This window comes from Bacillus sp. FH, assembly GCF_052216825.1.
GTDB lineage: Bacteria > Bacillota > Bacilli > Bacillales > Bacillaceae_G > Bacillus_A > Bacillus_A paranthracis.
Genome location: NZ_JBQOUU010000001.1, coordinates 2,036,278 through 2,051,439 on the forward strand (window position 1 = coordinate 2,036,278; position 15,162 = coordinate 2,051,439).

14 protein-coding genes are annotated in these 15,162 nt (G+C 37.7%); 2 read left to right on the forward strand and 12 right to left on the reverse strand.

Going from position 1 to position 15,162, the window contains the following annotated elements:
• The first annotated feature begins 2 nt into the window (after window positions 1–2).
• On the forward strand, window positions 3–755 hold the full coding sequence (locus ACTT1L_RS10850) for an ABC transporter ATP-binding protein (RefSeq protein WP_000393244.1): 753 nt from the start codon (window positions 3–5) through the stop codon (window positions 753–755).
• Complete coding sequence (locus tag ACTT1L_RS10855; protein ID WP_442821904.1) at window positions 752–2,728, forward strand: FtsX-like permease family protein; 1,977 nt, start codon at window positions 752–754, stop codon at window positions 2,726–2,728. The genes ACTT1L_RS10850 and ACTT1L_RS10855 overlap by 4 nt, the downstream gene beginning before the upstream one ends.
• A gap of 50 nt (window positions 2,729–2,778) precedes the next feature.
• On the opposite strand, the gene ACTT1L_RS10860 is transcribed toward ACTT1L_RS10855, so the two are convergent.
• From ACTT1L_RS10860 to ACTT1L_RS10915, 12 genes are all read right to left on the reverse strand, one after another.
• Window positions 2,779–2,970 carry a YjcZ family sporulation protein gene (locus tag ACTT1L_RS10860; RefSeq protein ID WP_001290390.1) on the reverse strand — a complete coding sequence of 64 codons (192 nt, stop codon included), beginning with the start codon at window positions 2,968–2,970 and terminating at the stop codon, window positions 2,779–2,781.
• A 168-nt stretch (window positions 2,971–3,138) separates the two neighbouring features.
• Window positions 3,139–4,464 carry a gluconate permease GntP gene (gene gntP / locus ACTT1L_RS10865; protein WP_242265269.1) on the reverse strand — a complete coding sequence of 442 codons (1,326 nt, stop codon included), beginning with the start codon at window positions 4,462–4,464 and terminating at the stop codon, window positions 3,139–3,141.
• Between the two features lie 47 nt (window positions 4,465–4,511).
• Window positions 4,512–5,237, reverse strand: coding sequence for a GntR family transcriptional regulator (locus ACTT1L_RS10870; protein WP_000539281.1), 726 nt, complete (start codon window positions 5,235–5,237; stop codon window positions 4,512–4,514).
• Window positions 5,237–6,253, reverse strand: coding sequence for a sugar kinase (locus ACTT1L_RS10875; RefSeq protein WP_431079212.1), 1,017 nt, complete (start codon window positions 6,251–6,253; stop codon window positions 5,237–5,239). Before ACTT1L_RS10875 ends, ACTT1L_RS10870 begins: the two co-directional genes overlap by 1 nt.
• Window positions 6,246–7,001, reverse strand: a complete 756-nt coding sequence (dagF, locus tag ACTT1L_RS10880) for a 2-dehydro-3-deoxy-phosphogluconate aldolase (RefSeq protein WP_044793624.1) — start codon at window positions 6,999–7,001, stop codon at window positions 6,246–6,248. Before dagF ends, ACTT1L_RS10875 begins: the two co-directional genes overlap by 8 nt.
• 1 nt (window position 7,002) lies before the next feature.
• Window positions 7,003–8,106, reverse strand: coding sequence for a DgaE family pyridoxal phosphate-dependent ammonia lyase (locus ACTT1L_RS10885; protein WP_071728702.1), 1,104 nt, complete (start codon window positions 8,104–8,106; stop codon window positions 7,003–7,005).
• Window positions 8,084–9,184: an amidohydrolase/deacetylase family metallohydrolase gene (locus ACTT1L_RS10890; RefSeq protein ID WP_163072426.1), complete on the reverse strand. Its 1,101-nt coding sequence runs from the start codon at window positions 9,182–9,184 to the stop codon at window positions 8,084–8,086. The genes ACTT1L_RS10885 and ACTT1L_RS10890 overlap by 23 nt, the downstream gene beginning before the upstream one ends.
• 174 nt (window positions 9,185–9,358) lie before the next feature.
• Window positions 9,359–10,219, reverse strand: a complete 861-nt coding sequence (locus ACTT1L_RS10895; protein WP_442821905.1) for a M15 family metallopeptidase — start codon at window positions 10,217–10,219, stop codon at window positions 9,359–9,361.
• Between the two features lie 82 nt (window positions 10,220–10,301).
• On the reverse strand, window positions 10,302–11,408 hold the full coding sequence (locus ACTT1L_RS10900; RefSeq protein WP_000369658.1) for a HAMP domain-containing sensor histidine kinase: 1,107 nt from the start codon (window positions 11,406–11,408) through the stop codon (window positions 10,302–10,304).
• Complete coding sequence (locus ACTT1L_RS10905) at window positions 11,401–12,099, reverse strand: response regulator transcription factor (protein ID WP_046199482.1); 699 nt, start codon at window positions 12,097–12,099, stop codon at window positions 11,401–11,403. The genes ACTT1L_RS10900 and ACTT1L_RS10905 overlap by 8 nt, the downstream gene beginning before the upstream one ends.
• 234 nt (window positions 12,100–12,333) lie before the next feature.
• Complete coding sequence (menC, locus tag ACTT1L_RS10910; RefSeq protein WP_000403291.1) at window positions 12,334–13,440, reverse strand: o-succinylbenzoate synthase; 1,107 nt, start codon at window positions 13,438–13,440, stop codon at window positions 12,334–12,336.
• The gene (locus tag ACTT1L_RS10915) at window positions 13,441–14,886 is read right to left on the reverse strand and encodes an o-succinylbenzoate--CoA ligase (protein WP_309422032.1); all 1,446 of its coding nucleotides are present in this window, start codon (window positions 14,884–14,886) and stop codon (window positions 13,441–13,443) included. It abuts the gene before it with no gap.
• Window positions 14,887–15,162 lie beyond the last annotated feature (276 nt).

Consider the following 15,162-nt stretch of genomic DNA (forward strand, 5'->3'; position numbering starts at 1 on the left):
TTATGGAAGAAGTGTTACACATTAAAAATGTCTCAAAAGTGTATGAAGGAAAGGTCCCTCATACTGCTTTAAAAAATATAAATTTACATGTAGATAAAGGTGAATTCGTTGCGATTATGGGACCATCTGGTAGCGGTAAATCTACATTTTTAAACGTTATTTCTACCATTGATTCTCCGACTGCTGGTGATGTCGTGATTAATGGAAAAAAACCGCACACATTTCGTAGAGAGAAGTTAGCTATTTTCCGCCGCCAAGAGCTAGGATTTGTTTTCCAAAATTTTAACCTACTAGATACACTAACAATCGGTGAAAATATCGTACTACCTTTAACATTAGATAATGTTCCTTTAAAAGAAATGGATGAAAAGCTTGATAACATTTCAAAGAAACTTGGAATTGATCATATTTTAGACAAGCGTATCTTTGAAGTGTCAGGAGGACAAGCACAGCGTACCGCAGTAGCACGTGCTGTTATTCATCATCCTTCACTTTTACTTGCCGATGAACCGACAGGAAATTTAGATTCAAAAGCGGCAATTGACGTGATGGAACTATTTACGAAATTGAACAAAGAAGAAGATGCAACAATTTTAATGGTTACGCACGATCCATTCGCAGCAAGTTATTGTAACCGCGTCATTTTCATTAAAGATGGCGAACTTTACAATGAACTACACCGCGGATTGTACCGTGAGAAATTTTATCAAGAAATATTAGATGTTTTAGCATTACTAGGAGGAAGACGTGGATGACATTTTGGCAATTCGCATTTAAAAATGTCTCCCGTAATTCAAAAGCATATTTCGCCTACTTTGTAAGTAGTGCGTTTTCTATCATGGTTTTCTTTTCATTTACTGTATATGCATATCATCCGCGGTTACAAAGTGTACAAAGTTTCCAAGAACGTGATCCTCTAATGAACTTAGCTAGTACAGCGCAGTTGGTTATCGTTATGTTCTCGTTCTTCTTTCTCTTATATTCAATTGGAACATTTTTAAATGTACGGAAGCAGCAATTTGGCGTTTTAACTGTTCTCGGTATATCTCAAAAACAATTAAAACGTCTTTTGTTTACTGAAAATATGATCATTGGAATGCTTGCTATCTTTGCAGGTATTCAAGGCGGTCTTGTTTTCTCTAACTTTTTCTTACTCGTTACTTCTAAATTAACAAGTGCAAAAGGCCTCTATTTATATTGGCCAACAGAAGCTATTATCGTTACAACCGTAACTTTTATTATTTTATTTTTCATCGTATCTACGTTTACACCAATGTTTATTCGTACTCGAAAAACAACGCAGCTTATTAAGGGAGTTAACAAAGAGAAGAGCGAAAAAAGACCATCTATAATCATTTCACTATTTGCTTTAACTTGTCTAGGACTATGTTATTATATTGCCGGTTATCCGCAAGGCTACATAACAGAAAAAAATGCCCAAAATGGATCTGTATTCTTAATTATGTTATCTATTTTACCGCTTGTAGTAATTGGGACGTATTTATTTTTTTCACAAACATTTCTTCTCTTTATCTATATTTTAAAGAAACGAAGAAAGTTTTATTTGAAACAAATAAATATGTTATGGATTTCAGATTTAGTTTCTCGTACCCGCAGTAATATTAATGTACTCTTTATCGTTTCTATGCTATCTGCACTTGCATTTACGATTATTATCGGGTTATTTGCTGCAAACAATCATACGAAAGCACCCATACTAGAACGATATCCTATACCATTCACCTATACATCAGAAGGTATTAATGTATTTGAACAAAAGCATATTACTACGATTGAAACTGAACTTACAAATGCTAATTTTCAATATAAAAAATATAAATTTACCGTTTTAAAAGATACAGCTTCAAAAGAATCAATTGCCATTATGAAAATGAGTGATTATAACGCAATAGCAAAGCAATTAAACAGGCCAGAAATCACTCTCGAATCTTCACAAGTTTATAATATTTCTCGCTATTCACCAGCGTTATTAAATCTCGTGTCTAACCCATTTGCGAAGCAGGGCACGATTACACTTGGCTCTAATAAAAAGGAATTTCAAATTAAAGGTTTTATTAATAGAGGAATTGAGCCTCCCTTTGCATTACCTCACTTAATAGTGATGCGAGATGAAGTAATTGAAAATATGGTTCCTCATATTGAAACAATTACAGTTTATAACTACTTCGTGGAGAATTGGGAAAATGCAATTGTCCCAACAAAAAATATATTAAAAAGCTTAAATCATGATGAAGAAACTTTGTATGAAGCACATAAGGGTGAAGAAGATTTCATTAAACCATTTCATATTTATACAGCTACGGATGAACTGGTTCATAGTAAAGGAAATGCAGTTGCTCAATTCTTTATTTGGGCATTTCTCGGCTTTATTTTCTTTATCGGTGCAGCTAGTGTTTTATACTTCCGTATGTATAACGACTTAACGAATGAAAAACAAAAATATATTACGATTACAAAGCTTGGATTAACTGAGTCAGAAATGTTTCGCTCCGCAACGATTCAATTAGGAATTTTATTTTTCGTCCCTTACATTGTTGCTGGTGTTCACACATTATTTGCGGTTAAGTTTTTACAAAGCATGCTCGCTTTTTCTTTACTAAAAGAGCTATTAATTGTACTCACTTTCTTTGGGATTATCGAGATTATTTTCTTCTTCTTAATCCGATCTCTGTACATTAATAAATTATCACAACACATAAAAATATGAATAAAATGGCCTTGTGCGTATTGCACAAGGCCATTTTCAATAGTTTTTAATTAGCAGCAATATCCGCCGTAGCCACCATATCCGTAGCCGCCGTAACCGCCATAACCACAACCGCCACCGCCGAAGCAGCTAGCACCGATGATAATTAATAAAATAAACAATACGATTAGAAGCGCAAAACCGCCTCCGCACCCATGTCTGCGGTTACAATCATCATGTCTGTGTTCACACTTTTCGCTCATTACTCTATTCCTCCTTTAGTATCATTCATAACAAGTTCACCTTGCTCTAAATGAGGGGATTCCATTTATATTATGTTTTCAGGGCGAATAGGAAGCTTGGCTTGCTTAAAAACGGGCTTGTTTTTAGAAATGGGCTTTATCAAAAAAAGATACCTGTTAAGGTATCTCCTAAATAAACATATTCAATAAAAGTGCAAAACCAAATGCAATAAATGATAACAATGTCTCCAGTACCGTCCACGTTTTAAACGTTTCCTTCACCGTCAAACCTAAATACTCTTTTACAAGCCAGAACCCTGCATCATTTACGTGAGAAAACATTAATGAACCTGCTCCGGTTGCTATAACGAGCAATTCTAAATTCACACCAGACATGTGCTGAATAACTGGTGAAACAATCCCTGCTGCTGTCGTTAATGCTACTGTCGCTGAACCTGTTGCGATTCGAATTAATCCAGCTACCATGAAAGCTAACACAATTGGTGATAACGATATATGTTCTGCCATTTGCGCGATCGCCGTTCCAACGCCGCTTTCAATTAATATTTGTTTAAATCCACCGCCTGCACCGATAATTAAAATAATGGAACCGACAGGTAATAAGCTTTCATCCGTTAATTTTTTAATCATCTTTTTATTAATTCCTTGTCTTATTCCAAGTAAATAAAATGCTGCGAAACATGAAATAAGTAAAGCGATTACTGGACTTCCAATAAACACAAAAAATTCAGTCATCTTTTTCGGTAATGAAATATATGGTGCAACGACCGATAAAATCATCAATACAACTGGTAATAAAATAATAAAGAATGAAACTTTACGACTCGGTAAATCAGTTGAGACAGTCGTAACTCGAATAAGCTCTGGTTCATTTTCAGGTATAACCCTTTTATGTACCCACTTTGCAAATATCGGTCCTGCGATAATGGCTGTTGGTAACGCGATAAGTAATGAATATAAAAGTACCTTTCCTAAGTTCGCGTTATAAATACCGATTGCTGTCATCGCCCCTGGATGTGGTGGCACGAGCCCGTGAACAATAGATAACCCAGCAATAACAGGTAAAGCAATTAATAATATGTTTTGTTTCGTTGTTTTTCGAATTGAAATAACAAGTGGTAATAAAATGACAATCCCTACTTCAAAAAAGACGGGAATCCCTATAACAAACCCTGCAAATAACATAGCCCACGGTAATTTTTTCACACCGAAAAATCGAATAAAGAAATCTGCCACTTGCATGCCTGCCCCTGAATCGGACATCATTTTTCCTAAAATTGTACCGAGAGCTAAAATACCAACTAAATGCCCTAGTACACTACCAACACCAGATTCATAGGCAGCCACTATTTTCGTTAAGTTCAGTCCAGACATAATAGCTAAAAATAAACTCGCAACTGTTAAACTAATAAATGCATGCCACTTCCACCATGATACCCCTAAAATAACAATCGCAATTGCAAGTAACGTGACGATTAATAAGTATATATCCATTTTTCATTCCCCTTACTTTATAAAAAAAGAGGGCGAATACCCTCTTTTTATACGTCATAATTCACTACATAATGCTGCATTTCTGTATTGTAGTAGCCTTCGCTATATTCAATTACTTCGCCAACTTCATCGTAAGAATAGCGCATTCGTTTTAATAGCGCTGTCCCCTCTTTTTCACCTAACGCTTCTGCAACGAAATTAGGTGCAAGTCCAACAGCGAATTCATCTCTAAAGTTTTCTAAATGAATGCCTCGGTCTTCAACTAAATCATAAAGCGATTGCAAGTCAAAGTCCGATAAATCTGTACTTGCCATTTTCGCTGAGAAATAGTGCGTATAATGAATGTACGGTGCATCATTTAACGTATATAAACGTTCAATACGAAAACTCTCTTTACCGAATAATCGAAATGGCACTGTTCCTTCTTCATTCTGAACAATTTCTGCTTTTAGCAATTTTTTCTGTACTTTATATCCTTCTTCCACTAACACTTCAGTAAATTTCTTACCCTTTGACAGTTTTGTCGCAGAAGTGTTACGGATGACTTTCGTTCCTTTACCGCTTTTCTTTTCTAAATACCCTTCTTGAGCGAGTTCTTTAATCGCATTTCGTACTGTAATTTTACTCACTTTGAACTCTTCTTCTAACTGCGGTTCGGAAGGAATATTTGTATGAATTGCATATACACCATGCAATATTCGATCACGAATAATGTTTTTTATTTGTAAATATAATGGTCCTTTTTTCCTCGTTACGTTCACCGTTACACCCACTACCTTTCTACATCACCTACTGATGCCGTCATTGCCCGAAGTATATCCTTCTCTGATGACATTGGCGTATCACCGACGATTGTATGTGCAAGCATTCCAGCTGCTGACGCAAATGAAACAGCTTTCTCTGGTGCAAACTCTTCTATCTCGCCATGAATAATCCCGCTCGTATAAGCATCTCCAGCACCTATTCTATCATATACAGAAAACGTAAGTGTTTTTGCAAAAGTGAACGCACCATCTTTACATATAAATCCGCGAAGCGAGTGTGTATTATCGCTATTAATAGAGCGATGTGTACCAGCGATTGTAGCGATACTATACATTTCAGCTACCTTTGGAATAAGATCCATGAGCTGCGCCTCTCGCTCCGTTTCTTCTGTTTTCATTCCTAAAACAAACATTGCATCTTTTTCATTCATCATTACAATATCAGCTAGCCCTAACATTTCTTCATAATGCGGTTTCGCTTGTTCATATCCGTCTTCTCCCCAAAGTGATGGACGATAATTGCAATCAAAAACGACAGTGCCTCCGTTTTGTTTAACTGCTTTCGCTAAAGATTTCATATGATGGCGCACAGTATCATTCATCGCAAGTGTAATCCCGCAAAAATGAACGATATCAATTTCCTTCGCGATTTCTTCAAATTGATACATTTCTTCACATGCCGTATTAAAGCTACTTTCTAATCGATTCGAATATGTAACGCGGCTTGCACGTGCGCCAAATCCATTTTCTAAAAAGTACATGCCGACATATTTACCGCCTCTTGAAACAAGCGAGGTTTGCACGCCTAATTTTTGAATGTAAGATAATGCAGCATCTCCAACCGAGTTTTCCGGTAAAGTAGAAATAAGAAGCCCTTCATGCCCGAGATGAGAAAGTGCTGCAGCAACGTTCACACCTGTACCAGAAAATGAGTATTTTAATGTATTAGCTTGCGATAACAATTCATATCCTGGTACTTGCAGGCGCATCATTACTTCACCGAATGCTGCAATTTTCTTACGCATATTGATCAACTAACTTCTTCACGACTGCTAATAATTCACGAACATCTTCTACTTTCGTATTGCCAGTTTCTTTATCAATAATAGAAGAGTACACATGCGGGATCACTTGCTCTACGTTTGCTTCAAGCGCAATACGTACAATTGTTTCAAAGTTTTCTTTATCGATTCCGCCCGTTGGCTCTAATGCGAATCCTTCTTCCGCACAAGCTTTCGCAACTGCGCGATATTCTTCTTCATGAGCTAGCCCTTTCATCGGGAAGTATTTCAATGAATTTCCGCCCATATCACGTACAAGTGCGATCGCTGTTTTAATTGGAACGATTGCTTTTTCTTCTCCAGCTGCACTAATTGGACCAGTAGAAATATTTACGTACCCTACTTTTCCTGTTGGCGATACTAAACTATTAATCCAGCTATCTTTTCCACCAAGATTTGCGCGTGTCGCTCCAACTGAAGGGAATACTTGGTTAATATGGCTACCTGGATAATGTTTCGCAATTTCAGCTACAACTGCTGCTTGGCGATTATCTCCTGCTCCTAGCCCGATCGATACAGCGTCATCAATTTCTTTTCCGTATGCTTTCATCGCTGTAACTGCTTCTTCTACTGTTGGATAGTCTTTTGATAACACTCCCACTACTACATAACCTTCTGCTGCTTCAAAAATATCTTTCGCATTTTCGATATTGTTCGCTAATACATTTAATGCTACGCGGCCTTTATAAAAACGTTTTTGAATGTTTGTCATTTTAGTTTCCCCCTACAATTTCTCTCAATTTTTCTTCAATCACATGTATGTCATCACCTTGAAGTGGACGTGGATCAATATCAAAGAATCCTTGTCTTACTCCATAATCACGTGTATAAATCGCGATTTCCCCTTCGCGTAATGCTGTCACAACGTCTTTTGCCGATTTATTTAACTCTTTTTCGTTAATATGAATACGGGCTCTAAAGATTGCTCTTCCCGCTTCATCTTGAACAATCGTTACATTTACACCGTTTAATTCTTTTAGCGGCATAAGTACTTGTAACAACTCTTTTTCTTGCTCACTCTTATCTTCTTTTACTCCGTACTCATCAAGCGCTTGAAGTAAGCCAAATGTTGTTTCTTTCCCAACTTTCATACTTCTTCCGATGCAATGTAATTGCACTTTCAGCCACTCAATATATTTTCGTTTCCCGCCAACAATACCAGAAGTAGGCCCTTCAATTGCTTTTGAACCGCTATAAATGGCAAGGTCTGCATACTTCACATATTTTTGAATATCTTCTTCAGCTGCCGCATCGACGATAAGTGGTACATTATTTCGCTGCGCAACTTCCCATGCTTCTTCAACAGAAATCATATTTTTTTGCACGGCATGATGTGATTTTACATAAAGAATTGCTGCTGTATTTTCACCAATTGCATCTTCAATATGTTCTGCTTTCCCTTCATTTGCGTAGCCAACTTCTACAAGTTTTCCTCCGCCTAAGTAAATCATCGTTTCAACAGGAGCACCATACTGAACGTTATGACCTTTTAACATAATCACTTCGTTTTTCGCGATGACCTCTTGATGAAGTCTTTCACTTTTACGGCGATTTCCTTCTGTCACAATTGCTGCGATAGAAAGCGCAATTCCGCTCGATGCTGAATTTACAACAACCGCTGCCTCTGCATCTAGAATTCTCGCAATATGGTCTCCTGCTTTATCTACTAAATCAGCAATTTCCACATAATTTTGTCCCCCATGTTTCATTGCATCCATAACTGTATCTGTCGGAGCGGATACACCTAAAATACTCATTCTACCGCTCGCATTAATCACTCTTTTTAATCCATACTTAGCATTCAATGAATGACCCATTGATTACAACCCCTTTCGTATCAATCCTTCTTTCAGCAATGCGCTGATCCCCTTCTGAATCAATTAACGTAATCTTCTCATCTTTCACCGTAAATAAAGTTAAATTTGCAATATCGCCTTCTTGAATACGGCCAAGCTCAGGTTTCTTAAGCCATTCTGCCGCATGTTTCGTCACCGCATCAATCACTTCTTCTAGCGAATAACCTAAGTAAAGGAATTTCGAAAGAACGTGAGCCATACTATACACGGGACCGTGCACGCGATTCTTCCGGTAAATATCTGTACTAATTGTATTAAAGGCAATACCGTGACGCTTCGCCGCCTCTGCTACTTTAAAAGAAAAACTAGCATTCCCGTGACCAACATCTAAACGTACGCCGCGATTCACTGCATCTAGTAACACAGGTAGCGGTTTGCCTTCTTCATCAAATAAATTATTTTCTTTCCCGTTTAAGTAATGTGTAATAACATCATCTTTTTCTAAAAGAGGTACAACTTCCTCAATGCGAGGAGGCGCTGAACCGATATGTACCATAATCGGTAATGATGTTTCACGGGATAAAGAGCGCGCTACATGCAGCGGTTCAATTCCACTATCACAAACGACGCTTTTACTCATTCTCGCCTTTAAACCAACGATTACATCTTTATACTTTTCTACTGCTTCTATTACTTTCTCCTTATCGATCCATTCCATATTGGATAATTCATCAATTCGTTTCAAACCGATGCGAGAAATATTTAAAAAGGCAAATAAATTCGTTTTTGCCTGCTCTCTATTTTTTACTAAATCTGCAATGCGATCAGCTCCGCAGCTACCCGCATCAACAATTGTCGTTACCCCTTGTTTAACGCCAATTTCATCCACCTCATCGCCATACGGATCAAACTCTGGAAAAGCATGAACGTGCAAATCAATCCAACCACTCGATACGTAAGTACCTGAGTAATCAAGAACCTTTCCACCCTCTCCAGCACCTGCTTTCGTCACCTGTGCGATTTTATTATTTTCAATTACAATGTCAATCTCTTCCCCGTTCACACGTTTCACATTACGTAGTACGAATCGTTCTGTCATTGTACTTCCACCCTTTTCTATAAGAAGCCATAAGAATACGCTTACATTAAAATTTCATTTTATATATCTTTCACACGTTTAGCGTAACACAAAAAAAGGGAGAAGTAAATATAACGTTATAATGTTTAAATTTAAATAAAAAGATGCTGCTCCAAAACGGAACAACCTCTTTTTCTATTCCTGAACCGTCACAATAACCCCGTCCATATTGTTTCCCGAAATTTCATACTGCTTATTCACCGGAACATTCACTTTCATGTTTCCGGAAACTTTATAATAAGAAACCGTATATTGCTTACCTTCCACATCGGTTGTGATTTCTTTTTGCTCTTTTAAGAAGTCTAAGTATTCCTCTAATGTAATTTTCTTTTTTTGCATAATTGCACTATGAGGTAGGCCGACATAACGGATGTGCCATGGCTCATATTGAATGCCTGTAATGTTACTTTTATTTTTCGGATAGCGTAAAACAAATCCGTGCTTCCATACGTTCTCTTCAATCCATTTTCCTTCAGGCGCTTTTTCCATTTTCTTTTGCGTTGAACCAACGTCCAGTGATAACCCTAAATTATGTTCACTATATCCTGCTGGGAGTGCATAATCAGATCCCATTTTTTCATATAGCTGTCTTTGCTCTTGGAAATCTCGATAGCCGCTATTCATTAAGAAATGTTGTACGCCATCTTTTCCAGCCGCATCGACAACGTTCAAAAACTTTTTTACAACATCCTTTGATAAACGAAGATTTCTATCAAATATTACGTAGCCTCTCACTAACTCACTATTATGATTTACATTTGTAATATCAGACCTAATGCTATCTTTTTTTAGTGGATAATCTTTGTTAACTAATAATAGATTCCCTTTATAAATTTCTTCTTTTGTAATCTCGACCTTTTCCATATTTGCATTCTTTATTGCGCTATTTTCCTCGCCGATTTTCACATCAATTTCTTTTTGAAATAACGGTGATATATATAAGCCTACACAGATTGTGCATGCGATAAAAAGAGAAATAAATACCCACTTTTTCATTTCTAGTTCCTCCTTAACATAACTTACGTATAGAATAGAAAAAACTATTAAAATAAAAAGTGGGGTAAAGTTTAAATTTTTATTAAATTGTAACGTTCTCGTCTTTTGGCAATCGCACTTCAAACATTGTTCTAACTACATTACTTTCAGCAGAAATCGTCCCGTTATGCTGTTCAACAATATTTTTCGCAATAAATAGCCCAAGGCCTGTCCCGCCACGGTTTTCTGACCTCGATTTATCACCTGTATAAAACATATCAAAAAGATACGGTAAGTCCTCTTCTGGAATGCTATCTCCGTAATTCATAACTTGTACGACAACTTCTTCATTATCGATATACCCATTCAAATCAACAAATTGCCCATCATATCCGTAACGAACAGCATTTGTTAACAAGTTTTCAAATACTCTAGCTAACAATTTCCCATCACCGTTAATCGGCAAATGAGGATCAACATTCAATCTAGCTTCTAAATGATGTTTTTCTAATAACGGATACAATTCCTCATCTAGCTGTATAAGCAGCTCACTTATATCAATCGGCTTTTTATCCAGCTTTAGCATGCCATAATTCATACGTGTAATTTCAAATAACTCATCAATTAAACTTTCGAGCCTTTGCGATTTCGTATATGCAATTGTGGAGAAATGTTTAATTTGTTCTTTTGTTAAATTTTCATCTTTAAGAATTAAATCTAAATAACCTAAAACAGATGTTAACGGCGTTCTTAAATCATGAGCTAAATTTACAACGAGCTGATCTTTACTACTCTCAGCAAAGTCTCCTCTTTCCACCGCTTCTTTTAACTTTTCACTCGCAACATTTATTTCACGCGCGATGTCTCCAAATTCATCATTTGATGAAACTTGAACTCTATTCGTAAAGTTACCGTTCGCAAGATGATGAATTCCGTTAGAAATCTCACTAAAATACTTTAAATACGGTTTTGTCAAAAAGAAGAAAAAGATAATAGATAACGGGATAAAGAAAATTAAAAAGAAGTTAATGTCTCCAAATTCCCTTACGATTGACCTAAATTGTGCTAAAGGCTCTTCATAGCGAACCATCGTTTTATAATACAACTGCAATCCTTTATAAATTATATAAGTTACAGTTGCAGCGAGCACCATACTTAACGCAAATAAGGCAATCATTTTAAATCGAAAGCTTTTCATCATGTTATCCATTGAAAGTATACCCTACTCCCCACACTGTTTTTATTAGCTTATCTTTTCTTTTATCTTCCCCGAGTTTTTTCCGCAACGTACGAATATGTACCATAACTGTATTTCCGCCTTCATAATAATCATCTGCCCATACTTGCTGAAAAATATTTTCCACATTGTATACTTTCTTCGGGTGACTCGCTAATAAATATAAAATATCAAACTCTTTCGGTGTTAATTCAACTTGTTCTCCGTACACATTTACTGTTCTTCGCTCAGGATCAATCACAACTCCGCCTATCGCTAAAGCAGATTTATTCTCCGCTACTTTCGGCTGATTTAACGTAAGAAACCTACGTAATTGTGCATTTACACGTGCAACTAATTCAATTGGTGTAAAAGGTTTCGTCATATAATCATCTGCACCTAATACAAGACCTGTCACCTTATCAAAATCAGACGTTTTCGCACTCAAGAAAATGATTGGCATATGATGCTTCGCACGAATTTGACGCGTCACTTCATACCCATCCATTTTCGGCATCATAATATCTAAAACCACTAAATCGATTGGCTGCGTTTCAATAATATGAATTGCCTCTTCTCCATCAGCTGCTTTCACGACGTGGTACCCTTCTTTTTCTAAATGTATCTCAATTAAATCAGCAATTTCTGCCTCATCATCCGCTATTAAAATGGAAATGCGCTTCATTTTACTCCCCCTTTATACGCTCGATTGTAAACTAGTCTATCCAATTTGTACAATAAGAAAAGGCTACTCGCGGGAGTAACCTTAGTAAATGAAATTATATCGACGATTTTCCAAATATATCGAACACAACTTGAATTATATCGACGATTTTTTTAATATATCGACGTTTCGACAAGGAATATCGACTTACCGACAATTAACGACGAAATTCGCCCACTATTTTAAAGACTCAACCTACCGCTCAAACACAATCCGCTGCTTCGTGATTTCCGCCAGTCTCCCGCGATCTACTTCATACTCAGTATCAACGCTTTGCGGCACCATCACTTTCCCTCCCTCAAGCATCACTTGCGGTGAAATAATATCCTTCTCCCAATGCCTACTAGAAGCGGATATATCGCCTGGAATCGTAAAGTTAGGCAGTGAGGCAAGGGCAACATTTTGTGCTCTTGAAATCCCCATCTCTACCATACCGCCGCACCAAACTGGTATGTTATGCTCCATACAATAATTATGGATTTGGATTGATTCTGTTAATCCGCCCACTCGCCCTGGTTTAATGTTAACGATTTGACAACTGCCAAGTGTAATCGCAACACGCGCATCTTCTAAACTATGGATACTTTCGTCCAAACAAATTGGCGTTTCTATTTTCTTTTGCAACTGTGCATGATCAAGAAAATCGTAATCCGCTAGCGGTTGCTCAATCATCATCAATTGGAATTCATCTAGTCGTTTCAGACTCTCTGTATCCGCTAATGTATACGCTGAATTTGCATCAGCCATTAACGGGATATGTGGAAACTCTTTACGAATTTCTTTCAATAACTCATAATCATGCTCTGGCTTTATTTTCACTTTAAAACGCTCGTATCCTTCTTCCGCGTACTTCTCGATTTGTTTTAACATAACCGGAATCGTATTAAGCCCAATTACAACACCAACTTCAATTTCAGCTTTCGTTCCGCCAAGCAATGTCGCTAATGATTTCTTTTGACGCTTCGCATATAAATCCCAAACAGCCCCTTCAATTCCGGCCTTTGCCATTCGGTTTCTTTTTATATGCTGGAACAAACTTGGCACTTCATTCGGATGAGAAATTTCAGCCTTTAATAAATCCGGTAATAAAAAGTCTTGCAGTACATGCAGCGCCGTCTTCACTGTTTCTTCCGTATACCACGGTTCAGAAAAAGCAACGACTTCCCCAAATCCAATGTACCCGTCCGTATCTTCTAATTCAATGACGATACTCTCACGCTTTTCATACGTTCCGTAGCTTGCAGCAAACGGGATGACGAGTGGCATTTCCGTTATATGAAGTGTCGCTTTTTTTATCTCCACTTACATCTCCTCCACTAATTGTCTTAACTCTCGTCTTAACAATTTTTTCGAAGCATTTCGTGGTAATTCCTCTAAGAACCACGCTTTTTTCGGCACTTTATATTTCGCTAATTTCTCCTCGCAAAAGTGAAGAATTTCTTCTTCTGTTACCTCTCCACTTTTTACAACAAAAGCAGCGGGTACTTGTCCCCATTTATCATCAGTCATACCGACAACACCAGCTTCCGCTACCGCCGGATGAGAAAGTAACACTTCTTCAATTTGAGCTGGATATATATTCTCTCCGCCAGAAATAATTAAATCACTGCGGCGATCTAATACGTATAAAAATCCTTCTTCGTCTAAATAACCGAGGTCGCCAGTATGAAGCCATCCGTTTTGAATTGTCTCACGCGTCGCATCTTCACGGTTAAAGTAACCACCTGTTACGTTCGGTCCTTTTACTACGATTTCGCCTTCTGTAAACGCCGGCACTACTACGCCATCTTTTTCAATACGCAGTTGGCACTGAAATAGTGGTTTTCCAGCTGACCCTACTTTCGTTAACATATAATCTGCGGATAACGTACAAATTTGCGAAGACGTTTCTGTCATACCGTACGTTTGATATACAGGAATCCCTTTATCAACACACGTTTCTAATAACGGTTTCGGCGCTGGTCCTCCGCCAAGTAACATACATCGTAAAGAAGATGGATATGTCTCTGCCCCAAGTCGCTCTAATAAATCAGTTAACATTTTAGAAACGACAGAAATAATCGTTACACCTCTCGTTTGAAGTGCTTTATGAATAAAATCAGCATCATATTTCGGAACGAGTAAAATGCGCATGCCGTACATAATATTTTTCATTAAAAGAGATAGCCCGCCAACGTGGAACATCGGCATACAAGCTAACCAGCAATCATCATCACGAAGTCCTAAATTAAGCGAAGAACCAACCGCGCTTGCCCAATGATTGCCGTACGTTAAAATAACGCCTTTCGGTTTTCCAGTCGTCCCTGACGTATAAATAATTGTCATCGCTTCTTTTAAAGAGAATTCTTCTTGTATAGGGGCTTCCTCTTTTGGTCCATTCATTATGTCGGTGAATGAATACACAGGAACATCTTTAGCCTCAAAATCTTGATCCGTCACTAAACAAATAACTTCAGCATCATCCATTTGCCAAAGTAGCTCTTCTCTTGAAAGACGCGTATTTAAAAGCACAGCTACTGCACCTACGTACGATAGGGCGTGAATAACTGTAATCATCTCCATACCATTTTTCATCAGAACAGCCACCTTTTGCCCACGCTTCACTCCAACATGCGTGAGATGCTCACAAACAGATACTACTTTTTCATGCAGCTGCATAAAAGTAACTTTCTCTTCCTCTATTTCAATTGCAGTTCGATCTGGTGTTAAAAATGCACGTTGCTTTAACCAATTTGGCATCGTCTCCATCATTCATTCTCCTTTCATGAAAGAAAGAGACTTGATATGACATCAAGTCTCTTAGTTGTTTTGTTTCCGGTTTGATCTTATCCAGCTGCGCCTCCTAGCCCCTTCCGTCTAAGAACCTTCCGCACAAGAAAGTAAAAAACACTTTCTGTGCGAAAGAACCTTAGCCAACGGGGGCTAAACAGTCGGCTCCGCTTTTAAAACATCCAGCTACAGCGGCTAGAACAGTCGGTCGTTTCACGCCTTCCTGCGAGGCAAAAAGCGCCTCTACGTCAGGAG